Here is a 26,567-nt window from a genome sequence, read left to right on the forward strand (position 1 = left end):
CGAGCTCAGGCATTGAACCAGGCACCAGATTCCATCCCGGGCATGTTCAAGCCCGGTGAGTTCGTGCTGCCGCCCGACACTGTGCATGCCATGGGAGGCAAGCAGGCGCTCCAAGGTGTAGTCGATGCCACGCACACGCCAGTGCCGAGTGGATTTGGTCTGCGCCGCCCAGCAGAGCCTGCGGCCAAGCCAGGGCCCGGGCTTGGCCTGCATCGATCAATGCTGCGGTCTGCCGACCCCGTGGAGGCTCCACAGCTGGGCCTCAGGCCCCAGGTGTTCTTCGCCAATGGCGGAGCGCCGGAGGATCAGATTCAGCAGTCCGGCGTGGCTGCGAAACCGAGCGCGGCTCCAAGCCCCAGCAATACCTTTCCGGGAAGCCGCCTGCCTGGAAACAGCGGCTCCACCAGCGCACCCACTACTCCGGCTGCCGCTCCTGTAGCAGCAGCCACTCAGCAGACAGAGCAGGGCGGTTTCTCCTATCAGGACAACAATCGCGCGGTGGGTGCAGACATCAAACGCACCTGGAATGAAGGCAACTACGGCGAAGCCATTGGCAAGACGGTTGCGGGAACAGTCGGCGCTGTAACGACGCCCATCATTGACGGAGCGGTAAACGCCGGCGGCGCTGTGGCGGGCTTTGGGCGTGGACTGTTTGGCATTGGTGACGATGCACCAACCCCGAATGCTGCACCTGTTGCCGCCGCTCCGGCAGCCGGGACTGCCGTGGCACGGGGCGGGGCCGCTCCGGCCGCACCCATTGCTGCGGGGGCAGCACCGGGTGCTGGCGCTGGGCAGGTAAATCAGCAGACTGCCGCGCCTGCGCCAGGCAATCAGGTGGTCAATGGCGTGTACAACCACGGGCGCGGCCAGTACAGCGATCAGTCTACTGGCATGGGCTTCCCTGCTGGATTCACCGGCAAGCCCAGTGCACAAAACAATGCAGCTGCAGGCGCGCTGGCGCAGTCAGAAGCGGGTGGGTTTGGCCTCAAGCGTCCAGCGCAGCCTGAACCCGGTGGCTTTGGCCTGCATGCCCCGACTGTCAGCCATAGCGGCAATGACTGGGCGGCACGCCAGCGGCTCAAGGATATGGAGACTTCCGCAAGCTCGATCACCAACCGTGCCGAGTGGCGCAGCGGCAGCAGCACTCCTGCATGGGGTTCGCGCCATCAAGGGCAGAACGATCCGGACGGAAAGATTGCGCGCTTCAATGCAGCCACACAGGCTGATTTGGTTGCGCAAGGCAGGGCGCCTGAGTTGCAGCAGCGCACCAATGAAATCAATGCTGGGCTGCGCCGCACGGCTATGGCCGAGGCTGGTGCCGATCGCAGGGCACAAGGGCAGATCGGCCTGGGGCTGCGGCGCCTGGACCTTGATCAGCAACGCAACCAGCTCGATGCTCAGCGTGTAGCCAGCGATGAACGCTTGCGCGCGCCCCAGATCCGTGCTGCCGAGCGTCTGGGGCAACTGCAGGAGGCCTACGTCAACGCCAAGACGCCCGAAGAACAGGCCGCGATTGCGAGCCAGATGCGCGCTTATTCAGGCAAGGATGAAGCCGATTGGAAGGTGCAAGTCACGCCCGCAACCAAGAACCTGGATGGCTCCACAACTGCAGGGTCTGTCATTCGCTACAACAGCCGTACTGGAGATGTGCAGGAAGTAGGTGGGGTTGGAGGCAAGCCGCAAGTCCCTGCCAAAGACTCGCTGAAAGCTGGTCAGGTCTATCAGACTCCGCGCGGACAAGCGCGCTGGAATGGAACGGAGTTTGAGCTAGTTGGCTAGCGACCTGCGCCGTAGGCCTCTTCATATGTGAAGGTCGGCTTGTCATACAGCTTCCTGCAGGAGACGCCGATCATGGCTGCAGCCTGGTTGCTCCGCGTGTCCTTGGCCTTGGCTACGACACACTCAGCGCCAGAGTTGTAGCCCATGAGGCCGCGACCTGAGCCTTGCGGTACAGCCTGAATGGCGCCTGGGTTTGCCTTCAGGCAAATCTGGTGCACAGCCTGTGCCGCGATGTCATTCACCGCGCCGGGGGCCTTGTCCAGGATGCAGGTGGCGTAGTTGGCTGCCTGGGCCTGCGCGGCGACCAGTGCCAGCAGTGAGCTACACAGTAGTTTCGGAATCTTCATGCATCCCTCCTGAGGGCGATATGGCAAGTGCCAGCAGGCTCTACTGTTTATTCAACACGGTTCTTCAGACTCTGGCGCGCATTTTCAAGCTCGCGTTTGATGTCAACGATGTCTTGTTGAACTTGGTCGTACTCCATCTGGGTGCGCTGAAGCCAATACTGAGTGTCCTTGAGCTCGCGTGCGATTCTGGGTGCAGTGTCATCTCCATGCCTAGAGGCCTCGGTCAACTGGGCTTGCAGGTGTTCTGCCAATTGGAGCTCTCTATCTAGGCGGCGGCGGATCAGAGATGCCTGATCCTGAAAGGTACCCAACAAAAACTGAGATCGTGCAAGCCTTTTTTCGTGCTCAAACTCTTCACGCATGATCTCCATGCTTGTTTTTAAGTCAGCTTCGTAGAGGTCAGTTGAGCCAGCGACGAGTGATGCAGCCAACCGAGCCACGATTTCAGCATTGAGAGTGCGATTGTTCGCCTTGGCTTCGGCCTTCAACTTGTCGCGCATGCCATCAGGGAAGCGGACTATGTACTTATCCGCGTGGCGCGACTCGGTATCTTGTGGCTGCTTAGGTTCCATCCACTAATGATACTGGCCTAAAGCCATAGTGAATATATGGCCTATTGCCATGCATTGCTTGACCGATGTGTGGCCTTAGGCCATATTTCCGTTTATGGCACTAGGCCATGTCTAGAGGGAATACATGAACGACACCACTACCAAATCATCAAGCACGACAGCTGACAAGTTTTTGATGCGCTTTCACCAAGATGGCTTGCGCAAGGAGCTGAAAGTGCGCGCGGCTCAAAATGAGCGCACCTTAAACGCTGAAATTCTCTATCTCATAAAGCGCGGCCTGGAAGCAGAGCGAGCAAAGGAAGCCTGCTATGAAAAGCAGGCCTAAAAAAGGAAACGCCCCTGGAGGTAGGAGTCCAGAGGCGTCGAGTGTCAAAAACCAAGAGATCAATCAAGGAATCAACATGTCCAATTCTACAGAGGTCGCTACTAGCGGCGCAACCGCAATTCCCGATCTGGCAATTGTCGATGGCCAGATCACCACAACGAGCCAGCAGATCGCAGAACACTTTGGCAAACGCCACGACACGGTGCTGCGTTCAATTCGCAACCTGGAGTGCAGCGACGAGTACCGACTCCACAATTTTGCGGAGTCCTCTTATCTCAATGAGCAAGGGAAAAGCCAGCCGTGCTTCACGATGACCCGCGACGGCTTTGTGTTCTTGGCTATGGGGTTCACCGGAAAAGAAGCGGCTCACTGGAAAGAGGCATACATCACGGCATTCAACAAGATGGAGGCGCAACTGCTGGCGCAGGCGGCCAAGGCTCAGCCCGTGCAAGCCTCTCTTGACTACGACCGTATCAGCCCTGCCCAGGCTCAAGACCTCAAGCAGATTGTTCAAGCCATCGTCGATGCAGGCATTCAGAACTACGCGGAAACTTGGGCTCGGCTCCAGCGCAAGTTCAAGGTGCATAGCTATCTGGCCTTGCACCCTGATCAGTACGAAGCAGCGCGAGCCTATCTGCTTGCCAAGCTGCCCAATGGATATGCGTCCGAGGTGGAGGAAGACTTCAAGCAAGGAACGCTCAGACCATTCGATGGAGTAGCCATGAGAGCTGCGCGCCAAGTTGCTATGGGTTTTATGACCAGCACCTATCAAGCAGCGAAGGCAGGCCTGGACACACCTCCTATGGCCAACCTGCCGTCAGAAGTGCTCACTGGAGTACTGGCCAATGCTATGGTGCAGCAGCGTTTTCTGGCTTTCTTCAATGCGGAGTGCTGCTTGCAGTTCAAGCCCATGTCTGATGGCGCGGTAGTGATTGATTTTGAGAATGCTGATTTGGACACGATTGCGCAAGCGGTGCCTATGGCCCGTCTCGCAGCACTCATGGAAGCGCTCAGCCGGCGTACCCAGACGCATCTTGATGCGTTTGGAAGCTACCTGACGCGCGCTGGTGGCGTGCAACTGATGTAGCCTCCAAGGCTGTTCAAAGTCGCGGCGGCGTGCATTTTGCGAGTGGCGCGCCTTGCTCCAAGCCGCCAACTCGCATTACCTTTTGATGCCTGATTGGTGCATGCAAAAAGCCCGATTCGCCGGGCTTTTAGTAGCTCTACTATCTTAGGAATAGTTGCGCTGCTTGTGTTAGCGCAGGCATGCCGACTGCAACCGTGACGATGCAGCTTGCCGCTTGGAAAGCGTCAAGTACACGCTGTCCCAGTTGATTGTTGATCAAGAAATTTTTGTATTCAGGATCTACCATTACGTGGCCGACAGCCTGCTCGATTGATTCAAGGATTGGCGCTGCACCGGTCAGTTGGAAATCCTCAATAGCTGTCAGAATTTTTCGCAGGGCGCGTGCAAGATAGGCGCGGATCTCTGAATCCAATTCGGCAGACTTCAAGACTTCATCGAGCACGCTGTTGATCGAATCCCGCATTTCGGCAAGTTCATCGCTGGACAAAGTTTTTCGCCTTGATCCTTTGTCGAGCAGAACAGCCGTCATTCTGACGTTTGATATGGTTTCGTTGGAAATTTGGCTGGTGAACTCGTTTATCGTGCCATGTAGATTTTGCAACTGAAACGCAGTGCAGACCTGGGTAGCCCATCCGGGTGTGGACTCCGCCAGCTCCGGGTGCTCTTCTCTCAGCAACTCGAGCGCCTGATGGACAAGCGACATGACTGTCGCTATCTTGGCGTTCATCAGGGGGCTCAGTATTTCAGATGGGGGGAGCCCAAGAACACTTTGCCAAACCTCTCGCGCCGCGGTGCCTTTCGAATAGGTTTTTACCTTGAGCAATATCTCTAGCAAACGGCCAGCTGGATTGTCGTAATTCATGGTCTGTCTTTTCCGAATTGATCTGAGCTTTGCCTACTCTGACGGTTGATCCGAAGCACTTCGGTTAGAGCAAATTGACAGCTTCGCGCAGGTGCGCTGCCGTCATGGCAAGGCCGCGCTGTTCCATGAGTTCAATCATGGCTGTAGCTGACATCTCGGGACGCCTCCAGCGCTGGCGCATGGCCTTGAGGGCTTCAAGTGCACGCAGCGGGTAGAGGTTTAGCTGGTTGACGAGAAATTCGTCGGGGCTTTGACGTTCTATGTCGTAACCGGCCAGGATTTCGCGCGGGAAGTCCTTGATGTTTGAGGTAACGATGACATCTGCGTGCCCCACGATAGCTGCAGCAAGGACATGGCGATCATCGGGATCCGGTAGCTTCAGACCGTCAATGAATGGTTCATAGCCGCGAATCAGGCAATCCGGTATGGCCGTCTGCATTTGCAGTGCCATTTGGCGAATGGAAGCCTCCTTTTCAGGGAAGTCCTGAATCAGGTGGCGTGACCATTCATCCTCGATGTCTGCAGACCAGCGGGCAACGTAGATGCCAGTTTGAGCCAGACTGAGTAGTACATCCCGAAGTAGAGCGGGATAAAGCACATTAGCGTCCAAAACTGCTGTGAAACCCGCTGCACCTGCCATTACAACTCCTGACCGATATCTTTGGTGAGCTGAGCGATTTCGGACAGCGCAGCCTCAGAGCGTGCGCGCGACTCAGCCTGGTACCTAACCAGCTCTTCAAATTCGATTCTGCGGTGCCTGTTCACCATTCGGCACTGCAGTCGGCCTTGCTCAATTTCTTTGATGACGAAGGGTCGCGACACATTGAGAAACGCGGCTGCTTCTTGTGTGGTCAGTTCCAGCTTTTGGGGCACAAGCAGCATTGGCTCGCGCTTGGACATCTGCCGCAGGACATTGGCAAAAAACCGTAGTGCCTTTGGCGGAAGCAGGAGTTCTGGGCATTCGCCCTGACCATCGTCGAACTCCAACTTCAGCTTGACTGTTTCCGCACGGGAGTGATCCAGAGCGGCTATCAGGCAGCTGGTAGCGACAGCTGCCATTTCGGCTTCTGCGTGGCTGGCTGGTTCTAGCACTTGTTGGCTCATGGTGTACTCCTTCATAGACACGAATGCATTATTCGCAAACGCATTATTCGCAATTATCGAAATAAGTGCAACACTTCGGTGACTAGACCCCTGGTCTTTCGTGGAGTTTTTGCGGAACTGGCGCGGACTGCGAGCTCCCTCTAGGGTTCGACGCCGCCACAAGGGTGAGGTGTCATTGGGGGATGAGCAAAAGCACTTTCTCCTATGAAGATGCCTACGGGCAGGCGCCCGCCAGTAGCAGCCCCTCCTCAAAGCAGGCTGGCAATTTTTCCTATGAGGATGCTTTCGGATTAGAGCCTGCTCCTTCTGCCTCTCGCGGCGTAAAAGGCGTAGCCCAGGACGTAGCCGCCACAGCTGTCAAGGCTGCGCTGGCTGTTCCAGAGGCTGCAGTCGGCGTTGCAGACCTTGTGACAGGCGGCAAGGCAGGCAAGGCACTGGAGGGGGCAGGCGTCCGGTTCAAGGAAGCGCGCGAGATTGCCGAGGGTTGGCACTCTGATGTGACCAAGGCCCAGAAGGCCGAATTCCAGAACGCTGATGGTGTGGCCGGGAAGGCTGCAGTTGCGCTCTCGAATCCCTCGCTGATCGCTATGGCGGTAGGTGAATCTCTGGGGGCGATGGGCGCCGGCGGTGCGATCGGGCGCGGCGCCATGGCTGCCACCCGCCTGGGGCAGATGGGGGCCAAGGGCGCGGCCATCGCTGGCGCTGCTGGCGAGGGCGTGGTAGGGGCTGGCTCCGCTGCCGAGCAGATCCGTCAGGAGACGGCAGACGGAGAGCTGACCGCCAAGCAGGCCGCGCTGGCCGCCGGTACCGGCCTGGCTACTGGTGCGCTGGGCTTTGCCGGCAACAAGGTTGCGAACCGTCTGGGCATTGGCGATGCCGACATGATGCTCGCCCAGGGCACCAAGGGCATGGCTAAGGAGGCCGCAGAGCGCGCCACGGCCGCAGCCGTCAATCCTCTGGCTCAACCCGCGCAGAAAAGCATCTTGCGCCAGATGGGCGAGGGCGCGATCACCGAGGGCGTGCTCGAGGAGCTGCCCCAGTCGGTGTCAGAGCAGATCCTGCAGAACGAAGCGCTTGGCAAGTCTTGGAGCGAGGGACTGGACGACGCCATTGTGATGGGCATCCTGTCTGGCGGCGCCATGGGCGCGGGCGCGGCTGGCTATCGTGGCTTCAAGGACAAGCAGATCGATGATGCTGCGGCCAATGCCAGGAACGCCGCTGCCAATGCCCCGGGCGCGGCCACTGGGCAAGATCAGGCAGCCGCTGCTGCTGCCGTGTTGCCCGCTGCGTGGACGACTTCCGCCGGCGCGGCTGCCGAGGTGGAGCCAGGCACGGCCCCGGCATCCCCGGCCAATGCTCCAAATCTGGATTATGAAACCCTGCCTGGCGCGGCGCCCGAGGCGCAGGGTAATGAAATCGACTTCACGCGCGACTTTCCTGCCCCTGAGTGGGGTACGGAGCTGGGCGCTGCTGGCCAGCAGCCTGCCGCGACGGCCGCGCCAGAGCTGACACCCTCTCAGGCGATGGGCCTGGACCCGAACGCGGGCGCGCTGTCCAAGGCGGCGGCCATGGCGGTGGACTCCGGAGCTTCTCCAGTGGTGCAGCCCCAGGTGGCACCCATGGCAGAGCAGCTGACCGAGCAGCAGCAGGCCGCCCCCCAGGTGCCTGCCGGCGTGGATCCGGATACCGGCGAGGTATCGCTGCAAGCCCAGATGGACGAGCTCAAGAGCCGCATTGCCTTTATGCAGCAGCAGGGCGCGGCCCAGGGTTGGGACGGCAACAGGGCTGCCCAGCGCAATGCACTGCAGACCCAGCTCACCCGACTGGAGCTGCAGGCCGCTGGCGGTCAGGGGCGCGGCGCTTCGACCGCCGGCGCGCCTGCACCCGTGCAGCTGACCGGCATCAACCAGATCCTGGCCAAGCAGATCCCCGACATGAACGAGCAGGAGCTGCAGCAGGCCATTTCCCATTACGGCCCCACCCACAAGCGCACAAAAAAGCTAAAAAAAGCACTTCAAGCGCTTGCTCAGAAACCGCTAACAGCTATTGAATCAGGAGCGAATGCCAATGTCTCTGAAGCCGATCAAGCCCAGCAAGGCAGCGCGCAACCTGCGCAAACAGGAGCAGCGCAAACTGGCCAAAATGCAGGGCAAGGGGTAGGCAATAGCACCACCCCAGCTGCGAACCCTGGAGCGCAAGAGCAGGGCGCGAGCCTTGCGAAAGCTCAAGCGCAAGTCTCGGAAGCAGCCGGCGCGGCCCAGGCAGCCGTAGGTAAGGCGGCACAGATCGCGCGCGAAGGCAATGCAGAGCGTGAAACCCAGCGCCAGCGCCAGCTCGATGCCAGCGAGCGCTGGACGCGCATGACCACGGCGGAGCGTCAGGCCGTCGCGGCCACGGCCCCCGGCCTTACGGTCATCGCACGCAAGAACGTGCACACCCGTGCATGGCCGGACCTTGGCGAGAAGATCCGCGAAAAGCTGCTGGATTCGCTGGTGGCACCGCTGGTGGAGTCCACGAGTAAAGCGCCTGCAGCTATTGAAAATGCAGCAAAACCTGCGCCCAATGCCGTCTCCGGAGACGCGCTGCCGAAGCCTGCCGCGCAGCCCGTGGGCGATGAAAAACCGTTCACGGCAGAGACTGGCACGCTGGGCATCCCGCGCGCCGATATGCCCCAGGTGCCCACCGCCAACCATGGCGGCTTGGTCAAGCACCTGAATGCCCAGGGCATTGCCCATGAAACCACGACCGTGGACGCGGCGCAGCTCAAGCCTACTCAAGCTGAATACTCGCCTTCCAAGGTGGAAGCGGCCAAGAGCGCCGCCGGCGATCGTGCGGTGATTGTCTCCAGCGATGGCCACATCATCGACGGTCACCACCAGGCAGTCGCGGCAGCCGAGGAAGGCAAGCAGGTCAAGGCCATTGTTCTGGATGCGCCCGTGGAGCAAGCGCTGGCTGCGGTGAAGGCATCGCCCAGCGCGAATGTGGATAGCCGCGACCATTTCACTGTGGAACGCATGAACCATGCCACGGGCCAGATGGAGCCTGTGACCTTTGAGCGCGGCCAGACAATCAAGATCGCCATAGGACGGAAGCCTTACGGCACGGCTGTCATCACGGGGATTGCTCATCCTTATCGCAAATTCAAGGTTGATGGGGGCAAGCACGGGCTGGACTTCGGCTATGCCTATCCTGCGGATTACGACGAGTTTGCCGCGCCGCGCGCCGAGGTGGATGAGGCGCTAAACGGTCTGGCCAAGCGCCTGGAGTCGGAAAATTCCAGCGATGCACAGGCGACTATTGACCGGGCTCGAAAGATCATTGACCAGCACAACCTGGGCGACTATGCCAAGGGCCGAATGGCCGAGCTTTTGACGAAGGCCGGCGAGGTATCCAAGTCCGTACTGGACAAGATGAAGGCTGCCAAGGCTCGCAAGGATGCAGAGGACGCCAAGAAGCGAGCCGACGAACAGGCCGCCAAGAAGCCTCTGCCGGATGTGGTGATGACCATGGACGAGTGGAAGGCCGAGCACAAGGACTTCAAGAGCATTGTTGGCGGCCAGCGCATGGTGTTGCGCGAGGGTGGCATGCGTAAGGTGGTGATCGATAAGCCGGTTTCAGGGGAGGTCACCGACGACACAGGTGCCCCCAGCTTCCGACGCCATGATTCCGAGCAACTGGCAGGTGCGGCCTTTGATGTGGCGAACTTTCTTCAGGGTATGGGCGAAGGGCTGCCCGCCAATGTATCTGCAGCTGCTGTGGCGCCCAGCACGAACGTACGCCCCAGTTATTCGCCAGCGGCACGTGCCGAGGCAGTGCGCGCCGTCAAGGGCACGGCTGATGCCATCCGGAAGGCCTGGGCCAACGGTCCCGAGGTGATTGTGGCCTTTGATATGCAGGACGCGGTGGTGCCCGAGAGCGCGCGCCGCGCCGACCTGAAGCAGCGCAGTGGTGGCGCCCGGGGCGTTCCGGAGGGCTTCTACTACCAGGGCAAGGTGTATCTGATGGCGTCCAAGCTCAAGACGCCCAACGATGCTGCGCGCGTGCTGTTCCATGAGGCTTTGGGGCACCATGGGCTGCGCGGCCTGTTTGGCAAGGACCTGGGGCTGATCCTGAATCAGGTGGCCACCATGCGCAAGGCCGATGTGGACGCGAAGATTGCGGAATACGGTCTGCGCCGGGTCAACCGTCTGGACCGTCGCACGGCTGCCGAGGAAGTGCTGGCCGAGATGGCGCAGAACACGCCCGAGTTGGGATTTGTGCGCCGTGCCGTGGCTGCGATCCGCACCTGGCTGCGTGCCAATGTGCCGGGCTTCAAGTCGTTGGCGCTTACCGATGCTGAGCTGATTCGCAACTTCATCTTGCCGGCGCGGGCCTGGGTAGAGAACGGCGGTTCTGGAGGGGATGTGAGTGGAGCTGCGTCGTTCAGTCGTGGCTCTCGCGCAGAGCCCAAGACCGATGTGGAGAAAGCTCTGCTGCTGCAGGGCGCGCCAGTTGCGCTCCTGGATCTGAAGAACGCGCCTTCAGGCGGATACGCCGCGATTGAGCAATGGGCTGCGGATCTCTTTGCTCAGCAAGGAGGCAAAGCTATGAGCCCGGAATTCGGTGAGGTGGTTCTGGATGCGCGCTCTGCAAAAAGCTCGATAGCGCACGGCGGTGCCAACGATGCCAAGAAGGTGGCTTTTGCAGCAGTCAAGGATGTGATCGAGCGTGGTGCACTGGTGTATCGAACCACTGCCGGCAATACCGATAGCTTTTACACGTCCGCACCGGTGAGTATTTCAGGCAAGGACAACATCGTGACGGTGCTGGTTCGTCGTGACCACAACACGCAGCGGATGTACCTGCACAGTGTTTCGCTCAAAGAAAATCTCCTGAAGCCGAGAGTGTCCAGTGTTGATGCCAAGAAGGCATCCGAACGGTCTGGCTCAACGACTTCAGGAGACGCCCCCACTTTAACAAATGGCGTGCAGCAGGGCAAGGCGGCCACGGAAGATGTTGCACGCGAGCTCAACCGCCTGCTGACGCTGGACACCAGCTCGAGCCAGCTGGATGCGGACGAACCGATGTTCAGCCGCTCGCGCTTCGCGGACCTCAAGGACAGCGCCCTTGACCAGCTGACCAAGACCTTCACCCACGAGGGCAAGGTATCGCTCTGGGACAAGTCCGTGGGCACCATGCGCCACCTGGCCGAGCGCGCACCCAGCTTCAAGCCGGTCTATGAGTCGGCCCAGCAGAACATCGATGATGTGAGCATGCTGGCCAATGACGCGGCCGATATGGCGCCGCGCATCCTGCCGCGTGTGGAGTCCCTGGGGGATCTCAAGAAAAAGCCTGTCTCGGCTGCCGACAACAAGGCCGTGGCCCGCCCGCTGTTTGAGGGCACGCTGATCTGGGCGCGCGACGAGAACGGCAAGCCGACGCTGGTCGATGACCTGCAAAAGCGCTACGCCAATCTGTCTGCCCACAACAAGGCGGCCATGCTGCTCAAGCACGGCAAGATCAAATCTGAGGTGCTGGCCATGTGGCAGGGCCTGCCTGTGGCCCAGTTTGAAAAGAACATCAACGCGCGCTTTGAGAACAAGATGCTCAAGGCTGGCATTGTCTGGACCGATGCAGAGCTGCAGGCGCAGTTCGGGACGGATGCCAACCAGATCAGCCTGTACCGCGAGGCGCGCGCGGCCATTGATCGCTCCATCGACATGACGGCGCGCACCGATATGCTGCGTGTGGTGGGCGAGAAGTACGAGCCCATGCGCGATGCGGTGCTGGCGCAGCCATCCGTCGAAGCTGCGGCCCAGCTGCTGCTGGACACTCTGGAGCAGGATGCCAAGGCCGACCCCGACTCGCGCGAGCGCCTGGCCGGCTATATGCAGCTGATCAACCGCCGGCTGGATACGGCCGTGGATCTGCAGCAGGGCGGCTATGCCCCGCTGTCGCGCTTTGGCCGCTATACGGTGGATGTGGTGGATGCCAACGGCGAGCGACTTTACTTCGGCATGTACGAAACCGCGCGCGATTCCAACCGGGCAAAGATGCAACTGGCCCAGGAGTTCAAGGGCGCGACCGTCACCACGGGCACCATGAGTGCCGAGGCCTACAAGCTGTTTGCCGGCGTGACGCCGGAGACTCTTGAGCAATTCGGGGAGATGCTGGGCCTCAAGGCCGAGGGCAATGAAGCTCAGGACAAGGCGTTCCAGGAGTTCCTGAAGCTGACCAAGAACAACCACAGCGCCATGAAGCGGTTGATTCACCGCAAGGGCATCGCTGGCTTCAGCGAGGATGTGGGTCGAGTGGTGGCCAACTTTGTCTACTCCAACGCTCGCGCCGGGGCCATGGGCCTGAATGCGGGCAAGATGGAGACGGCCATCGGCAAGATCCCCAAGGAGCAGGGCGAGCTCAAGGACCTGGCCATGGGCCTGCGCGACTACATCCGCGACCCGCAGGAGGAAGGCCAGGCCGTGCGCGGCATGCTGTTTGCCCAGTACCTGGGCGGCTCGATCGCTTCGGCCTTTGTGAATACGACGCAGCCCTTTGCAGTGACGCTGCCCTGGCTGAGCCAGTACGGCGGCATGAAGAAGGCCGGCGCGCAGCTCGCCCGCGCGCTCAAGGACATGGGAAGGTCCGTAGCTGATAAGGGCTTCAAGTACGAGGCTGACCTGAGTAAGGCCCTGCAGTCTGCCGAAGACGATGGCGTGGTCAGCCCCCAGGAAATCCACCAGCTGATGGCCCAGGCGCGCGGCGCGGGCATGCTGCGCTCGGGCGATGGCACCAAGGCAGGCGATCTGCGCGCCAAGGCCGGCAACCTCTGGGAGCAGGGCAAGGTGCTCTGGGGTCAGCCCTTCGCCCTGGCCGAGCAGTTCAACCGCCGCAGCACCTTTATTGCGTCCTATCGCATTGCCAAGGACCAGGGCATGGCCGACCCGGCCGAGTTCGCCCGCAAGGCGGTGCTGGAAACGCAGTTCGTCTATAGCAAGGCCAACAAGCCCAAGTGGGCGCGCGGTGCGGTCGGCGGGACTTTGTTCACCTTCAAGACCTATTCGGTCAGCTATCTGGAGCTGATGCAGCGCATGTGGAATCAGGGGGCAGCAGGAAGCCCGGAGCGAGCAGCTGGCCGCCGTGCGGTAGGCTGGGCCATTGCCATGCTGCTGCTGATGAGCGGCGCCGGCGGCGTGCCCTTCATGGAGGATGCCGAGGACCTGATTGTTGGTGCCGGCCAGATGATGGGCTACAACATCAGCGCCAAGCAATGGCGCAAGGAGCTGCTGGCCAACGTGGTGGGCAAGGAGCTGGGCGAGTTCATGGAGCAGGGCCTGTCTGGCCTGCCGGGCGCGCCCATCGATGTGTCTGGACGCCTGGGCATGGGCAATCTGCTGCCCGGTACCGGGCTATTCCTGGACAAGCCCAATCGCGAGCGGGACATGACGGAAATCATCGGGCCTGCTGGTGACCTGGTGGCGCGCGGCTTTACCAGTGCGCGCAAGCTGCTGGGAGGTGATGTGGCTGGTGCGGCGCTGGAAATCTCGCCCACTGCGGTGCGCAACCTTGCCAAGGGTGCCGACATGGCAGCCACCGGCATGTACCGCGACACCAAGGGCTACAAGGTGATCGACACGACACTGGCCGAAGCCGCAGCCAAGGCAATCGGATTCCAGCCCAAGAGCGCGGCCGAGGTGCAGGAAGCCAATAGCTTCATGCAGCGCAGCAAGTCGTTTTATACCCAGACCAGCTCTGACATCAAGGCGCAATGGGCAGACGCGCTATTCCGCAAGGACGAGGCGGCTGTGCAGCGGGTGCGCGAGCGCCTGGCAGCATGGAATCGCGACAACCCGGAGCAGCCGATTGTGGTGAAGATGCCCGATGTGTGGAAGCGCGTGCGCGAGATGGGTAAGGACCGCAGCGACCGCATTGCGGATACTGCGCCCAAGGCGCTCAGGGAGCAGATGCGTGAGCAGGTTCGGTCACTGGGGTAAATAGTACCTTGGGTCGTTAGTGAAGTGGCGCTAACGATTCATTGCAGCCGTCCGAGCATCGTCAAAAAATGTCCGCTGTGCAAGCGGGTACTATCGTTTGACAAGACTGCACCACTCTCCGGTTTCTGTTGGCGGATTCAACTGGTCGATGCAACACAAGACGACCCGAGCAGCTCGAAAAAGTGTTGCAAATGAAGTGCAGGACGCGAACCCAATACACGCACATCAAGAACCCAATTGAGCATATACGCTTTAAGCACCTTCAAGCATGATTGCATTGCATGGATCTGTGCCATGCACCGACCGCGCTGGCGCAATTGGCGAATGCGTTCGAGTACTTCAGTGAAATCCATCGGCATGCAAGCTTGGGAATGATGTCGCCCAAGTAATTCCGAGATCTGCAGGATTGCTCCGTTCAGAAGCGCAAACCTAGCGACTTGACTGTGTTAGGAAATGCAGGGACAAGATTAGCGATGGACAAGGAACGGGTCCGGACATTCAAAAAGGCTATCTCATGCCCAACAATGTCTCGCTTGAGGTTTCTCAAGTGATCGCATTTCGGCAAGGTCTAAACTGAATACCTAATCTCCTTCTTTGAAGGGAAAAATCATGCAGACCCCAAAGTCCATTCTGCTGCACATTGACGGCACTGCGCGATGTGCCGAACGGGTGCGGATCACTCGCCAGTTGGTCGAGACCTTCGACGCAAAGGCAACGGCGATGTACAGCGTAACGCCCTTGCTGCTGCGCTACCCGCTAGCGATTGAGGGAGGCGCGATGATTGCCGGTGAACTGGCAAAATTAGACGACGAATACCGTGATCAGGCTCGCTCAGCGTTCCTGGCCGCCAGTGCAGCATCACCACGCCTGACTTGGGCCGAGGTGGCAGGCGGTGCTCCCTGGGAATTTGCTCGGCAGGCCCTATATTCCGACTTGATGGTGCTTGGCCAGCGTGATGCCATGGATGAGGCGTCATCCGGAACACCGCCCGACTTCGTTCCCAACCTGCTGATCGAGACTGGCCGGCCAGCCTTGGTACTGCCCTACGCAGGTCCGACTGCTCAGATTGGCCGCAACGTGCTGGTGGCGTGGAAGCAGACGCGCGAGGCTGCACGCGCCATTTCAGCCGCGTTGCCTTGGCTCGTTCGCGCTGACCACGTACACGTTGTCTACTATGGCGATACCCCCGACCTTGTTTTGCTGGCACAGCAGCATTACCTAAAGACCCACGGAGTCGTAGCGACCATGCACGACGGTGGGGGGGAGCAAGGCGATGCTGGGGCGGCTCTGTTATCTCTCGCCTCCGACTTGGACGCTGACATGCTCGTGATGGGCTGCTATGGTCATAGTCGCGCACGCGAGTGGGTGCTGGGGGGGGCCACGCGCTCAGTACTTCAATCCATGACCTTACCAGTGCTGATGGTGCATTGAGTCTGGTTAAAGTTCAAGATCAAACGGATGTATACCGATTTGGCATTCGTACACCCTGCCCAGCAAGAGTTCGTCAGATGAAAATCTGCCTCTGAGCGCCCTCAGTCCGTCGTACATGCGCTCGTGAGAAGCAGCCCTGAGTCAGCCGAACTGCGTGCCTGGCTCGCTCGACGCTGCCATAGGCACGGGTTGTCTGTAACGACTCTGGGTCAGTCGACTTGATCCAAAGATAGTGACATTGAATCCTCGCCACGGGCTTGGTCGGCTCTATGCCAGCGCGTGGCATCAAGCGCAGCCCTGGGACGAGACGGTACTTTGGCATGTGTATTGGCTACCGCGCCTGAATCTGCAAGAGTCGTCTGCCTCAGCCCATCAAACAGACTTTGGAGGCAGCCACCCAGTCGAACGCGGGTTGGAGTTGCAGCACCCACAGTAACGCAGAAAACGGAATGTAAATGGACCAACGCTAGGCATTGCGGCCTACAGAAAACTAATGAGCATTGGCCTAGAAAGTGAATGTAACCCTAAGGAGACTTCAATGAACTCATCTCATCAGTACCAAGCATGCATTGATGCATGCAACGTATGCGTGACCGCCTGCAATTCTTGCATTGCCGAGTGCCTGAAAGAGGATGATGTGAAATCGATGGCTGGCTGCATAGAACTTGATATCGATTGCGCTGCTGTATGCAGCTTGGCCGTTAGTGCAATGGCTCGTAACAGCGAACTGGCTAAGCACTTTTGCAAGTTATGCAGCGAAGTATGCTTGGCTTGTGCCAATGAATGCGGGCAACATCTCCACGAACATTGCCAAAGGTGCGCTGATGCCTGTCGCGCATGTGCCACAGAATGTCGCGCAGTGATTAACTAGCCTATTTGAATCTCAAAAGCCTTGACCGCTTCCAATAGTTCGTCTTTGGTTGAAATGGGCCGTATTTGAGCCAACGCCACCGTGTTTATGAGCTCCGAAGAGCTACCGGACTACTCCTCCTCACGAGAAAATCCTCGCCCGCGCTCTCGTGCCAGTCACTGAAAACCTGCTGAAGCGGATAACCAGAAGCAGTCATAGAGTTGACGACTTGCGATGACCGCTTCTGGCCGTGTTAAGTCCTTCACGTCAAAGATTCACCTCCACTACACCCCTCTAGGGTTCGACCTTTGAAGGCCATTTGGCAAAACTCCCTGCAAGTCACACAGGAGTTTTGCCATGGCCAACAAGTTCTATCCCAAGGGCGCGCAGAAGCTGCTTAGCGGCGCCATCAATTTCAGCGCCGACACCATCCAGGCCGTGCTGGTGCCTGCGGCCTATGTCTACAGCAACACCCACGAATTCCTCTCTGATCTGGGCGCGGTCGTTGGTGCGGCCGTGGAGCTGCAGAACAAGGTCGTGACCGGCGGCGTCTTTGATGCTGACGACATTTCCTTCGGGGCGGTGGCTGCCGGCAGCACGGTCAAGGCCATTGCGCTATTCAAGGACACGGGCAGCGCGGCTACCTCGCCTTTGCTGGCTTACTACGATGTGGTCACGGGCTTCCCGTTCAGCACGAACGGCAGCGAAGTCAGCACGCCATGGTCTGACGGGCCGGCCAAGATCCTCTCGCTGGTGTAAGGGGCCGGCATGCTGCAGGAGAGCTATTTCAACAATGCTGGATTTGCTCTGGCGGGCGGGATCTCGGCCGCCGATACCGTGATTTCTTCTGCCATCACGATGCCCGAGGCGGGCCTGATTGAAGGCTGGGGGTACTTCAATCTCGCCAGCTTTGCGCGGGCGACCCTCGTCAACCCAGATCAACGCGATGCAGTGGAGATCGTGTTCATCGTCAAGATCAACGGCGAGGCAAAGACGGTAGAGGTCTTGAGAGGCCAGGAGGGAACGACTGCACTGGATTGGAGTGCGGGCACCAAGCTGGAGTGCCGCATCACGGCGGGCATGTTGAATGTGGCGCGTGCTAGATCGGCGTTTTCCCCGAACACGGGCGCACTCAGTATCAATTACGGAGACAACCTGCGCGTGTACAGCTATACGGCTGGGGCGCCTAAAGGACAGAGCTTGATTGCCAATTCTTGGGCAATTGGCGGCGCGCCGGTGTTGGCCCAAGCGGGTGGGGATGAAGCAGGCTCCATGCCAATGTGCTCTTCTGTAGAAGGTGCTGGAAACACTGCTGCTATTGAGTTGGGCGTGGCACGCGACTACGAAAGCACCAAAGCCTACTATCCGGGCTCGATCGTCAAGAGCACGGAAGCTCCGTTTAAGGTGTTTTCAGCCAACCGCGCAGTGAAGTTGGGCCCTGGCATCCCGAAACCGGCGCTGGGAGAGGAATATTGGTCGGAGGTTTCTGAAGACGCCGACGGTGGGATTGCCCGAGTGGGCTTCCAGGATGGCATGGATGACCCGGATACCTGGTTTTACCCGAGTGAGATCGGTTTCATCTGCGAAGACTACGCAGCCACCAGCACGCCGACAGTATCTGTGGGCGAGCTCAATGCCAGCGGTGCCGTGGTCAGCAAGACCAATCTGGTCAATGCCGTGCCCCTTACAGCCATTGATGGCAGTCATCAGCGCATTGTGCTGGCTACCAACATCAAGAAGGGCGTGCGGGGGATGATTTTTTCCATCGACAGCGCGGCTGCGGGTGGGGCTTTCAGGGGGCGCTTTTACTGGAGGGGCTTGTTTGTCTGCACCAATACGGAGGCCGGATTCCCCTTGGAATATGGCCCGCCCGACGATGTTTAGCCAGGTAGCGGCCTATGTCATACCCAGGCTTTAACGCAGCGCAGATCAACGGGGCGGGATCGGGAACCAGTGGTGGATCTGGCGGGATTCAGGTTTCCAGCCTGAGGCCTGTTTCCATGGGTGTGCCATCGCTGGTGGTGCACTCGGGGGAGTTTGCGGTCGATAGCCTGGCTCCGGTCCGCTTTGGGGTACCTGAAGCCAGGCTACAGATGCGTGTGGCGAGTTTGTCGCCTGTGCAGTTCGGTACGCCACGGCTCAAGGGGCAGGAGATGCGCCCCGAGAGCCTGGTACCGGCGCGCTTTGGTACGCCCGAGGCGCGCTTCGGCATGCCCCCTGGCGAGGTGGTGATGCAGGCCCAGAGCCTGCGCCCGGTGGCTTTCGGCCGCCCATCGTTGCATGCCGTACTTCAAGTTGGTCCCGCTCCCAGCCTGACGCCTGCGCGCTTCGGCCAGCCCCGGCTGTCCATAGGCCTGTGTGTACAGAGTCTGCAGCCTGTGGGCTTTGGCTCGCCGGCGCTGATCTCGGTTGCGCATGTGGATGCGCTGCGGCCGGTGCGCTTTTGCGGGCCTTCGCTGCGGCTGGGCTTTGGCGTGGCGGGGCTGCGGGCTGGGCGATTCGGTAGCCCGAGCGTGCAGCTCGCTGGTCTGTCATTCACGCCCGAGAGCCTGCAGCCGGTGAGCTTTGGCAGCCCGGCGCTGGGCGGCATGGCGATGCGCGCCAGAACACTGTGCCCGGTTCGGTTCGGGCGCCCTGCATTGGATAGAGGAACGGCATGCTGACCTATAAAGGCTTTACCGGCATCAACAATGTGCTGCCCGAGCACCGTATGGGCAGCGGCGATCTGCTGCAGGCGCAGGATGTGGACATTGGCCTGACGGGGGAAGTCACGCGCCGCGCGGGGCTGACCGTGGCTTCCGAGCAGTGCCACAAGAACCTGCATCAGGCCCACAGCTTCATGCTGGCGACCTGCGGCAGCGCCCTGACAGCGATTCACCCGGATGGCGCGCGTCATGTGATTCACCCTGCGCTGGGCTCTGATCGGGTCTGGTACTGCGATCTGCCAGATGGCCGCACCACCTATAGCAATGGTCTGATTCATGGCGTGACGGACGGGCGCGCCGGCGTGGAGCGCAGTGTGGCCTTGCCTGAATCGCTGGGTCTGCCCGATCAGTGCTTTGGCGCGCTGCACCCTGGTCAGTATCGCTATACCCTGAGTATGGTGCGCCTGGCTGACAGGCTGGAAGGCCCGGCCATCAGCTCCGAGCCGTTGATGCTTGCGCAGGGTGGCCTGCGTCTGGACGGGCTGCCCGAGCTGGAGGGCTACGCGGTCAATGTTTATCTGAGTGGCAAGGACGGGGAGGGCGCCTATCTTGCCGGCACGGCCATGGGCCCGAGCTTTGAATTCACGGGCGGCAACACGGCCTTGGTGCTGGCTTGCCGCACGCTGGGTGCCGAGCCCTTCCCGGTGGGCACGGTCACGGCCTTCTGGCGCGGGCGGGTGCTGGTGGCGCAAGGCAATGTGCTCTGGGCTTCGCGTCCCATGGCGCCGCACCTGTCGGACTGGCGCGACTTCAAGCCCTTGCCCGCGCCGATCACGGCCATCCAGCCGGTGGAGGACGGGGTGTATGTGGGCACCGAGCAGGATCTGGTGTTTCTGGCTGGTACGGAATGGGAGCAACTGGCCTATGTGCCCACCAAGCGCGGCCCGGTGGTGCTGGGCTCCGGTGTGTCGGCACCCGGGCACCGCATCAAGCTGGGCGATGGCACGGGCGGCGGCCAGGCCATGCTGTGCATCGCAGGGGGCGAGGTGGTGGCCGGCTTTGCCGGTGGCCAGACCGCCAGCCTGACCGCTGATCGCTATCGCACCAAGGTCAAGGAGGTGTGCGCGACCTTCCGCGAGGTGAATGGCATTCCTCAGTATCTGGCGGTACCCCAATGAGTTTGTGGAGCCCGTTTGCCTTTGATGTGCTGGGCCGGCCCGTGGCTCCGGCCGCGCCGCCAGCGTTGCGCGTGGAGGGCGCACAGGCCAGCACCGAGCAACGAGCGATGGCACAGCAGGTCTTTGCGCGCTATTTGAGCCATGCCCGTCTGTCCCAGACGCCCAACCCCACGCAGCTCGGCAAGCTGGCGGACGGCACGCCTTACCGAATTGTCTCGGTGGCTGGGCAGCAGATCATGCAGATCTGGCCGGCGCAGAGCAGCCGCCGCGTCAAGGTGGATAGCGGGATCGTTTTCTCCCAGATGCAGTCGGGCGAGATCTGGCTGCTGGTCAACGAAATGGTGGACGGACGGATTTCGGCCAACTGGGTGTTTCGCAATATTGCGCAGGAGTACAGCGCACCCGAGAAGTCCGATATTTTTGCCCTGCTGGGGATGACAGACCGGGCCATTGCTGTGCCTGGTGGCTGGGGCTATTCCTATGCCACGCAGGGGCTGGGCCGCTATGGCTACCTCGACGTGTTCAGGCCGATGAGTACGGGCGACTACATGGGCGATCTGATGTATGTCTCGCCCGCTGGTGTCGCAGTCTTTGTGAACACATTGGTGTCGAGCGCCAGGACAATGAGGCAGTCGGTGCTGAAGAAGAACGTGAGCGACTTGAGTCCACCACCTTTTGGCAGCAACGCGCAAACCACTGTCATCAAGCAAGAGGTGGCGGCCGACAGCCAAGAGTTGTCTGTCGATACGCCTGGATTCATTGACGTTGTGGGGCTGTTTCCGCTCCCGAACCCGATCAAGCGTCAATACCATGTCGTTTCACCCGACGGCAAATACCTTGCTGTGGTGGTTGAGAGGTATGCGGGACGGCGCTCCACCATCGTGGGGCCGCTTGTCTATGCTCCAGACTATTTTGAGATTCGTCGGGATATGTGGCCCAGCCTCTCATATTCACGCGGTGAGGCCGTCTTACTGACGCTGACTACATACCCGACCAACGCTGGGCCCGCCGAATACGAGGAGACGGAGCAGGTCATAAAAATATTCAGGGCGGGTAACTTCGGCTATGAGCCTGTCACAGATGAGGTACTCCCCAGCATCCCTAGTGCATTCACTCCCACGATTTCACGAGTTATCGGTAATGTGGTGCAGTCTGCAACTCGCGCCGGTTTCGCTGTGTCGCAGCAATATTGGCCGCATCCGCAATTGATATCAGCGGCTAGTTCGGAGGGTACGAATAAATGGAGGGTGTTCGCCATCCACTCGGAAACGAATACCTACAAGATCAGAAAGTCGAGTGAGAGCGGAACGAGTCAGTTGATTGGCATTACCGATAGCGGGGAGCCTGTGGTTCAGGACGACAGAGATAGCTTGGTCTACGAAGTGGACTACTCAAGGCCCACAGATTCCAACCATGAAATGGTCAGCTTTCAGGAGCCCCCGCCTAGGGTGGGCGTGGATCTCATTTCAGGGGATGTGGCGGTCGTCAACAATGAGTCCGGCAGCTATGAATCGAAGTTTAAATACCACGCCAAGAATTCCCGCAAGTACAGCCACGGCCCCGAAATCATTACCAGTGAAAGATATGTAGAGGGCGTCAAATCAGGGACCTTCTATCAAAACCGGATACGTGATCAAGAATTCGACAGCGGCAGTGCCCAGGTTCAGTACACATCTCGGGTTGTAGTCCGCCAAGTGATGCTGCAGCGCCTCACAGATGGACTGCTGGTGTTTTATGAACATTCGGCTGAGTTGAGCCACCAGTCCTCATCCTCGTATGGGCCGCAGGGGACTACGAAAACGCCATCGAGGTCCATCCCAATCCGTAAGGCGCAGGTGACTATTTGGTATCGAGGGGGGGTAACGACCTTCCCAGTAGAGCCAGGTCGGGCAGGCTATCCCGGCTACGCCAATATTGGGACGAATATCACAGAGCGTGGAGAGGTACTGTATGCGAACCTAACCATGTTGGAGGATACAGAGCCTATTGGACGTTGGGATGTAAAGACCCATACCGCCCAGTCCGATTTTCTTTCGACGCAAGTCGATGAGATCGTGGCGCCTTTGTCAATCGACAACTTGCTTGCCACGGCTGTCTGCGCGAAGTGCCCGCAAACGCCAGGAATGCTGCTGGAGATCGCGGTCGGCAGTTTTCCAGACCGGCAAATCTGGCGCTTCCTGGTGGATCCGGTGGCCGGGGTCAGAGAGGCAGAGTCCGTCCTGCCGTGGCCGCAAGCCGCCCGCAGTGCCACATCGTTTTACCCCTTCTGAGAGCCTTCATGACTGCGATCACCGTCAACACCCTCACAGGCGCAGTGTCCGAGTACACGCGCCACGACTTCCAGAGCATCACGCCAAACCATGGCGGCAGCGCCACGGGGTTGTATGCCTTTGGCGGGGACACGGATGCGGGCTTGCCCATTCAGTCCTCACTGCGTCTGCCCGTCACGCTGCGCGAGAACACGCTCAAGCAGCAGATTGCCATGGTCTATCTGTCCATGCAGGGGCAGGGCGAAGCCGAGTTCACGGTCTTTGGCTCGGGCGGGCAATCATGGTCTTACCCCTTTGCGCTGCGCGGCAGCGGCCAGACGCGCTGCCCGGTGGGCAAGGGCATCCGGGAAAACTATCTGGGCTTTGGCCTTAGTAACCCCGCTGGACAGGCCTTCACGCTCGATCGCGTGGAAGTGCTGAGCGTGAAGTCCAAAACAAGGAGAGTTTGAGATGGCAGAGTTTGATTTCAACGGCCCGGCCGAGATTGTTCAGGACAAGTATGAGCGCTCCATTGACCTGGCGAACCAGGCATTGAGCGAAACCAAGTCCATGCAGGATGCGCTCAATGCAAGTATCTACACGCCGCCAACGATCAGTGTGCGCTGGGGCACGATTGCCGCGCCCAACTTGCCGGATCTGCCGGACTTGCCCGAGCTGCCGCAGGTGGGCTTCACCACGCCCGGTGATATGCCGGCCGCACTGGATCTTGGCAGTCTGCCCGACGTGGAGGTTGTCGGCTTCGACCTGCAGCCGCCGGCCATGGACTTTGGCGCGGCGCCTAATCTGGTGATTGGTCAGGCGCCGGCCTTGCCCCAGATGCGGGAGGTGGCCATACCCGATGCCCCGGATGTGAGCTTGCCCGACGCGCCCGCATTCCTGTCTTTGACCACGCACAGCTTTGGCGGGGTGAATCTGCACGAGGACTGGCTGGACAGGTTGGACGATGTGCCTGAGCTGAAACTGCTGGAGCCCGCGCCCTTTGAGTTCAAGCGCGCGCCTGGCTATGCCTCGGAGCTGATGGGCAACCTCAAGGCCATCCTGGCCGCGCGCATTCAGGGCGGCACGGGCCTGAATCCCGTGGTGGAGCAGGCCATCTGGGATAGATCGCGCGACCGAGAAACCCAGATTGCGCTGGCGCGAGAGCGTGAGGTAATGCGCGGCGCCGAGGCACTGGGGTTCCCGCTGCCGTCCGGGGTGCTGGCTGGTCAGCTGGCCGATGCCCGCCGCGAGTATCACGACAAGCTCTCGGGCCTGGCCCGTGACATTGCGATCAAGCAGGCCGAGCTCGAGCAATCGAACGTCAAGGATGCAATCACTCAAGGACTGGCCCTTGAAGGGCAGTTGATGGACCAGGCCTTGCAGCTGGATCGCCTGTCCTTTGATGCAGCCAAGACAGCAGCCGATCACAGCATTGCCGCGCACAACGCGGCGCTGGAGCGCTTCAAGGCACTGCTGGATGGCTACCGGACCTATGCCATGGCCTATGAAACCGTCATCAGGGCAGAAATGAACAAGGTTGAGGTCTACAAGGCGCTGCTGCAGGCAGAGCAGACCAAGGCCGACATCAACCAGTCGCTGGTGGCGCGCTACAAGGCAGAGATTGATGGACGCATGGCGTCCGTGGAGATCTACAAGGCCCGCGTGCAGGCTGCGCAGACGCTGGTGGGTCTGGAGCAGACCCGGATTCAGGCCGGCGGCGAGCAGATCCGCGCCTTTATCGCGACCATCAACGCCGAGACTTCCAAGGTGGAGCTCTACAAGGCCCGCGCCCAGGCCGAGACCACCAAGCAGGACGCCTACAAGTCCCAGGTGCAGGCCTATGGCGCGTATACCGGCGCCCAGGCCGAGCGCGCCCGCGTGGCGATTGCCCAGGCCCAGGCCAAGATCGCGGCCAAGGAGCTGGAGTGGAGCGGCTGGAAGGCCAAGCTGTCCGCCGAGGTGGCCAAGATGGACGCGGCGGCCAAACAGTCGGCCATTCTGGTGGACGGCTACCGGGTCGGTGCCCACGCCATTGAGGCCAAGGCTGCAAGCTATGCGCGCCGCTGGGAAGCGGAGATCAAGCAGTATGAGGCCGGCTCCAACATCAGCCTGCAGACGGCCAAGATCAACACCGATGTGGCGATCCAGACGAACAATGCGCGCCTGGAGGCGGCGAAGATTGGGCTCGCGACGGCATCGCAGCGCGTGGCCAGCGCCTGGAGCATGGTCAGCACTTCTGCTGCAATCAGTGGCTCTGTCAGCCAGAGCGTCTAGCACCCCTCTAGGGTTCGACCGTTGAACCTAGTCCCGGAACACTTCGGGGCATGAAAAAAGCTCTCGCATCCATGCTGGCGCTGCTGGGCATCCACCAGCATCTGAGTGCCGAGCAGAAACAAGACGTCGTGACCGCGGCCGCTCAAGCCACACCGGGAGCCTTAACTGCCGGGGGCTTCCGGCTTGCAGGGCTGCCCCTCAGCGACTGGCTGGTCCTGGCATCGATTGCCTTTGTGGCATTGCAGGCGGCTTACCTTGTCTGGAAATGGCGCCGCGACTATGTGCATGAGCAGGCGCGCCACAAGCTGCGCGATAAGGCCAAGGCTGCCATAGGGGGCACGCCATGAGCAAGATTCCAGCGCAGCTTCGCACCAGCATCGGCGCCTTGCTGGTCTTGACCGGCTTGGGGAGCGGCACCTACTACGTGGACCAAGCCGCGACGGCCGAGGCCCAGCAGAATCAATACATCCAGGCAGTGGCGGCGGACCCTGACATGCCCGATGGCATGCGTATTGCCATGGTCATGGCTGCTTTCTATGAGTCCAGCAATCGCCACATCGGCACGCCCTACGTGGACAAGGTGGGCAAGGGCCAGCCGCTGACGGTCTGCAACGGACTGACGGGCAAGGATGTGATCGCGGGCAAGTGGTACAGCCCCGCTGAATGCTTCCAACTGGAGAAGAAGCGCTATGTGCAGTATGAGCAGATCGCCAAGCGCTCGCTGACTTACTGGGGCAGCTACAACCCGTTCCAGCAGGCCACGTTCTACGACTTCCTGCACAACAAGGGCGACGGCAAATTCCAGACCAGCACCATGCGGCGCGATGCGAACGCGGGCAACTGGGTCAAGGCCTGCCGCGAAAACATGCGCTGGAACAAGGGCACGGTCAATGGCGTGTCCGTGGTGCTGCCCGGCTTGAAGATCCGCGGCGACGCGAATGCCGAGCTTTGCGAGTGGGGTCTGTCGTGGCGCGGCTGACCATCTACATAGCCCTGGCGGCCGCAGCGGCTGGCGCTGCCCTGGCCTGGTCCTTCCAGGCGGCGCGCCTTGGAGCTGAGCTGGCCGACGAGCGCCTGCAGGCCAGCCAATACCGCCAGCAGATCGCTGATGAGCGCACGGCCGCTGGCCGGCGCGTGCTGGCCGTGGAACGCACGGTCAACGACAAATACCAAGGAGCCCTGAATGACGCCATCCAGAAGCAGGCCGGTTTGCAGGCTGCTGCTGATCGCGCTCGCCGTGAGCGTGACGGCATGCAGCACAAGCTGTCCGATGCCGAGCAGCGACTTGCTGACGCTTCCCCCAGTGCCTGCATCGAGTACGCCTCAACCCTCAACCGCGTATTCGGGCAGTGCAGCCAGCGATACACGGAGCTGGCAATCCGAGCTGATGGCCACGCAGCTGATGCAGCAACCTGCCGCGCAGCCTGGCCAGTGATCCCCCAGGCCAAGGAGAACCAATGACCCCCCGTTTGTATGAAGGCACCAAGCGCCTGTTGGCAACGCCCATGACCCGTGGCGCATACAACCAGTATCGAGGCTGGGAGGCTCCTGCCGACGAGAACCCCAAGGACGAGGGCTACCTTGTCGAATATCAAGACGGCGGCAAGGCCAATGACGCCCGGCATGCCAACTACATCAGCTGGAGCCCAAAGGATGTGTTCGACCGCAGCTACAAGGAGCTGCCCGTATCCACCTTGCCACCCCACCAGCAGCGCGTGCTGGATGAAAAGCAAGAGCTGGACATCCGAATCACCAGGCTGGACGAGTTCATTCTGCGAAATGCCTTGTTCCGCGAACTGGAGAACGAAGAGCAGGACCGCATGCGCCGCCAGCTCGATGTGATGCGCGAGCTGTCTGTGATCCTGGGTGAGCGCATCTCTGCTTTCTAAGCCTT

General features: G+C 60.4%; 22 protein-coding genes. 17 read left to right on the plus strand and 5 right to left on the minus strand.

Features of this window, described 5'->3' with window-relative positions:
- The first annotated feature begins 12 nt into the window (after positions 1-12).
- Positions 13-1,779 carry a hypothetical protein gene (locus F0P97_RS09560; protein WP_182286516.1) on the plus strand — a complete coding sequence of 589 codons (1,767 nt, stop codon included), beginning with the start codon at positions 13-15 and terminating at the stop codon, positions 1,777-1,779.
- Here F0P97_RS09560 and F0P97_RS09565 read toward each other — a convergent pair.
- Positions 1,776-2,126 carry a hypothetical protein gene (locus F0P97_RS09565; RefSeq protein WP_182286517.1) on the minus strand — a complete coding sequence of 117 codons (351 nt, stop codon included), beginning with the start codon at positions 2,124-2,126 and terminating at the stop codon, positions 1,776-1,778. The genes F0P97_RS09560 and F0P97_RS09565 overlap by 4 nt on opposite strands.
- A 47-nt stretch (positions 2,127-2,173) precedes the next feature.
- Complete coding sequence (locus tag F0P97_RS09570; RefSeq protein WP_182286518.1) at positions 2,174-2,698, minus strand: Arc family DNA-binding protein; 525 nt, start codon at positions 2,696-2,698, stop codon at positions 2,174-2,176.
- 124 nt (positions 2,699-2,822) lie between these two features.
- On the opposite strand from F0P97_RS09570, the gene F0P97_RS09575 reads away from it, so the two are divergent.
- On the plus strand, positions 2,823-3,023 hold the full coding sequence (locus F0P97_RS09575) for an Arc family DNA-binding protein (protein ID WP_182286519.1): 201 nt from the start codon (positions 2,823-2,825) through the stop codon (positions 3,021-3,023).
- Positions 3,024-3,099: 76 nt separating this feature from the next.
- The gene (locus tag F0P97_RS09580) at positions 3,100-4,110 is read left to right on the plus strand and encodes a Rha family transcriptional regulator (protein ID WP_198424711.1); all 1,011 of its coding nucleotides are present in this window, start codon (positions 3,100-3,102) and stop codon (positions 4,108-4,110) included.
- Positions 4,111-4,249: 139 nt separating this feature from the next.
- On the opposite strand, the gene F0P97_RS09585 is transcribed toward F0P97_RS09580, so the two are convergent.
- The 3 genes from F0P97_RS09585 to F0P97_RS09595 all read right to left on the minus strand — a co-directional run bounded on the left by F0P97_RS09585 (position 4,250) and on the right by F0P97_RS09595 (position 6,076).
- Positions 4,250-4,972, minus strand: coding sequence for a hypothetical protein (locus tag F0P97_RS09585; RefSeq protein ID WP_182286521.1), 723 nt, complete (start codon positions 4,970-4,972; stop codon positions 4,250-4,252).
- A 64-nt stretch (positions 4,973-5,036) separates the two neighbouring features.
- On the minus strand, positions 5,037-5,612 hold the full coding sequence (locus F0P97_RS09590) for a PIN domain-containing protein (RefSeq protein ID WP_182286522.1): 576 nt from the start codon (positions 5,610-5,612) through the stop codon (positions 5,037-5,039).
- Complete coding sequence (locus F0P97_RS09595) at positions 5,612-6,076, minus strand: helix-turn-helix domain-containing protein (protein ID WP_232538178.1); 465 nt, start codon at positions 6,074-6,076, stop codon at positions 5,612-5,614. Before F0P97_RS09595 ends, F0P97_RS09590 begins: the two co-directional genes overlap by 1 nt.
- Before the next feature lie 182 nt (positions 6,077-6,258).
- On the opposite strand from F0P97_RS09595, the gene F0P97_RS09600 reads away from it, so the two are divergent.
- The 14 genes from F0P97_RS09600 to F0P97_RS27480 all read left to right on the plus strand — a co-directional run bounded on the left by F0P97_RS09600 (position 6,259) and on the right by F0P97_RS27480 (position 26,562).
- Positions 6,259-14,046, plus strand: coding sequence for a PLxRFG domain-containing protein (locus F0P97_RS09600; protein WP_182286524.1), 7,788 nt, complete (start codon positions 6,259-6,261; stop codon positions 14,044-14,046).
- A gap of 609 nt (positions 14,047-14,655) precedes the next feature.
- Positions 14,656-15,477 carry a universal stress protein gene (locus F0P97_RS09605; RefSeq protein ID WP_182286525.1) on the plus strand — a complete coding sequence of 274 codons (822 nt, stop codon included), beginning with the start codon at positions 14,656-14,658 and terminating at the stop codon, positions 15,475-15,477.
- A 709-nt stretch (positions 15,478-16,186) separates the two neighbouring features.
- Positions 16,187-16,348 (plus strand): four-helix bundle copper-binding protein, encoded by a 162-nt coding sequence (locus F0P97_RS27990; RefSeq protein ID WP_420093908.1) that lies wholly within the window; start codon positions 16,187-16,189, stop codon positions 16,346-16,348.
- A 336-nt stretch (positions 16,349-16,684) separates the two neighbouring features.
- A complete protein-coding gene (locus F0P97_RS09615) occupies positions 16,685-17,086 on the plus strand; it encodes a hypothetical protein (protein WP_182286527.1) in 402 nt (133 codons plus the stop codon).
- A gap of 9 nt (positions 17,087-17,095) precedes the next feature.
- Positions 17,096-18,211: a hypothetical protein gene (locus tag F0P97_RS09620; protein ID WP_182286528.1), complete on the plus strand. Its 1,116-nt coding sequence runs from the start codon at positions 17,096-17,098 to the stop codon at positions 18,209-18,211.
- A gap of 116 nt (positions 18,212-18,327) precedes the next feature.
- Positions 18,328-18,990, plus strand: coding sequence for a hypothetical protein (locus F0P97_RS09625; RefSeq protein WP_182286529.1), 663 nt, complete (start codon positions 18,328-18,330; stop codon positions 18,988-18,990).
- On the plus strand, positions 18,984-20,150 hold the full coding sequence (locus F0P97_RS09630) for a hypothetical protein (RefSeq protein ID WP_182286530.1): 1,167 nt from the start codon (positions 18,984-18,986) through the stop codon (positions 20,148-20,150). Before F0P97_RS09625 ends, F0P97_RS09630 begins: the two co-directional genes overlap by 7 nt.
- On the plus strand, positions 20,147-22,420 hold the full coding sequence (locus tag F0P97_RS09635) for a hypothetical protein (RefSeq protein ID WP_182286531.1): 2,274 nt from the start codon (positions 20,147-20,149) through the stop codon (positions 22,418-22,420). Before F0P97_RS09630 ends, F0P97_RS09635 begins: the two co-directional genes overlap by 4 nt.
- 8 nt (positions 22,421-22,428) lie before the next feature.
- Positions 22,429-22,869, plus strand: a complete 441-nt coding sequence (locus F0P97_RS09640; RefSeq protein WP_182286532.1) for a hypothetical protein — start codon at positions 22,429-22,431, stop codon at positions 22,867-22,869.
- 1 nt (position 22,870) lies between these two features.
- Positions 22,871-24,673, plus strand: coding sequence for a hypothetical protein (locus F0P97_RS09645; protein WP_182286533.1), 1,803 nt, complete (start codon positions 22,871-22,873; stop codon positions 24,671-24,673).
- A 50-nt stretch (positions 24,674-24,723) separates the two neighbouring features.
- The gene (locus tag F0P97_RS09650; RefSeq protein ID WP_232538179.1) at positions 24,724-25,020 is read left to right on the plus strand and encodes a hypothetical protein; all 297 of its coding nucleotides are present in this window, start codon (positions 24,724-24,726) and stop codon (positions 25,018-25,020) included.
- Complete coding sequence (locus tag F0P97_RS09655; RefSeq protein WP_182286534.1) at positions 25,017-25,652, plus strand: lysozyme; 636 nt, start codon at positions 25,017-25,019, stop codon at positions 25,650-25,652. The genes F0P97_RS09650 and F0P97_RS09655 overlap by 4 nt, the downstream gene beginning before the upstream one ends.
- Positions 25,640-26,134 carry a hypothetical protein gene (locus tag F0P97_RS09660; protein ID WP_182286535.1) on the plus strand — a complete coding sequence of 165 codons (495 nt, stop codon included), beginning with the start codon at positions 25,640-25,642 and terminating at the stop codon, positions 26,132-26,134. Before F0P97_RS09655 ends, F0P97_RS09660 begins: the two co-directional genes overlap by 13 nt.
- The gene (locus tag F0P97_RS27480) at positions 26,131-26,562 is read left to right on the plus strand and encodes a crAss001_48 related protein (RefSeq protein WP_232538180.1); all 432 of its coding nucleotides are present in this window, start codon (positions 26,131-26,133) and stop codon (positions 26,560-26,562) included. Before F0P97_RS09660 ends, F0P97_RS27480 begins: the two co-directional genes overlap by 4 nt.
- The last annotated feature ends 5 nt before the right edge of the window (positions 26,563-26,567 follow it).

The sequence above is a fragment of the Comamonas testosteroni genome (assembly GCF_014076415.1).
GTDB lineage: Bacteria > Pseudomonadota > Gammaproteobacteria > Burkholderiales > Burkholderiaceae_C > Comamonas > Comamonas testosteroni_F.

What these genes read in the sequence shown, in the direction of transcription:
- F0P97_RS09645 (WP_182286533.1), top strand. Translation starts at nt 22,871, where the DNA reads ATGGCAGAGTTTGATTTCAACGGCCCGGCCGAGATTGTTCAGGACAAG.
- F0P97_RS09640 (WP_182286532.1), top strand. Translation starts at nt 22,429, where the DNA reads ATGACTGCGATCACCGTCAACACCCTCACAGGCGCAGTGTCCGAGTAC.
- F0P97_RS09580 (WP_198424711.1), top strand. Translation starts at nt 3,100, where the DNA reads ATGTCCAATTCTACAGAGGTCGCTACTAGCGGCGCAACCGCAATTCCC.
- F0P97_RS09595 (WP_232538178.1), bottom strand. Translation starts at nt 6,076, where the DNA reads ATGAGCCAACAAGTGCTAGAACCAGCCAGCCACGCAGAAGCCGAAATG.
- F0P97_RS09600 (WP_182286524.1), top strand. Translation starts at nt 6,259, where the DNA reads ATGAGCAAAAGCACTTTCTCCTATGAAGATGCCTACGGGCAGGCGCCC.
- F0P97_RS09635 (WP_182286531.1), top strand. Translation starts at nt 20,147, where the DNA reads ATGAGTTTGTGGAGCCCGTTTGCCTTTGATGTGCTGGGCCGGCCCGTG.
- F0P97_RS09655 (WP_182286534.1), top strand. Translation starts at nt 25,017, where the DNA reads ATGAGCAAGATTCCAGCGCAGCTTCGCACCAGCATCGGCGCCTTGCTG.
- F0P97_RS27480 (WP_232538180.1), top strand. Translation starts at nt 26,131, where the DNA reads ATGACCCCCCGTTTGTATGAAGGCACCAAGCGCCTGTTGGCAACGCCC.
- F0P97_RS27990 (WP_420093908.1), top strand. Translation starts at nt 16,187, where the DNA reads ATGGCTCGTAACAGCGAACTGGCTAAGCACTTTTGCAAGTTATGCAGC.
- F0P97_RS09565 (WP_182286517.1), bottom strand. Translation starts at nt 2,126, where the DNA reads ATGAAGATTCCGAAACTACTGTGTAGCTCACTGCTGGCACTGGTCGCC.
- F0P97_RS09630 (WP_182286530.1), top strand. Translation starts at nt 18,984, where the DNA reads ATGCTGACCTATAAAGGCTTTACCGGCATCAACAATGTGCTGCCCGAG.
- F0P97_RS09585 (WP_182286521.1), bottom strand. Translation starts at nt 4,972, where the DNA reads ATGAATTACGACAATCCAGCTGGCCGTTTGCTAGAGATATTGCTCAAG.
- F0P97_RS09650 (WP_232538179.1), top strand. Translation starts at nt 24,724, where the DNA reads ATGAAAAAAGCTCTCGCATCCATGCTGGCGCTGCTGGGCATCCACCAG.
- F0P97_RS09590 (WP_182286522.1), bottom strand. Translation starts at nt 5,612, where the DNA reads ATGGCAGGTGCAGCGGGTTTCACAGCAGTTTTGGACGCTAATGTGCTT.
- F0P97_RS09625 (WP_182286529.1), top strand. Translation starts at nt 18,328, where the DNA reads ATGGGTGTGCCATCGCTGGTGGTGCACTCGGGGGAGTTTGCGGTCGAT.
- F0P97_RS09620 (WP_182286528.1), top strand. Translation starts at nt 17,096, where the DNA reads ATGCTGCAGGAGAGCTATTTCAACAATGCTGGATTTGCTCTGGCGGGC.
- F0P97_RS09615 (WP_182286527.1), top strand. Translation starts at nt 16,685, where the DNA reads ATGGCCAACAAGTTCTATCCCAAGGGCGCGCAGAAGCTGCTTAGCGGC.
- F0P97_RS09570 (WP_182286518.1), bottom strand. Translation starts at nt 2,698, where the DNA reads ATGGAACCTAAGCAGCCACAAGATACCGAGTCGCGCCACGCGGATAAG.
- F0P97_RS09575 (WP_182286519.1), top strand. Translation starts at nt 2,823, where the DNA reads ATGAACGACACCACTACCAAATCATCAAGCACGACAGCTGACAAGTTT.
- F0P97_RS09605 (WP_182286525.1), top strand. Translation starts at nt 14,656, where the DNA reads ATGCAGACCCCAAAGTCCATTCTGCTGCACATTGACGGCACTGCGCGA.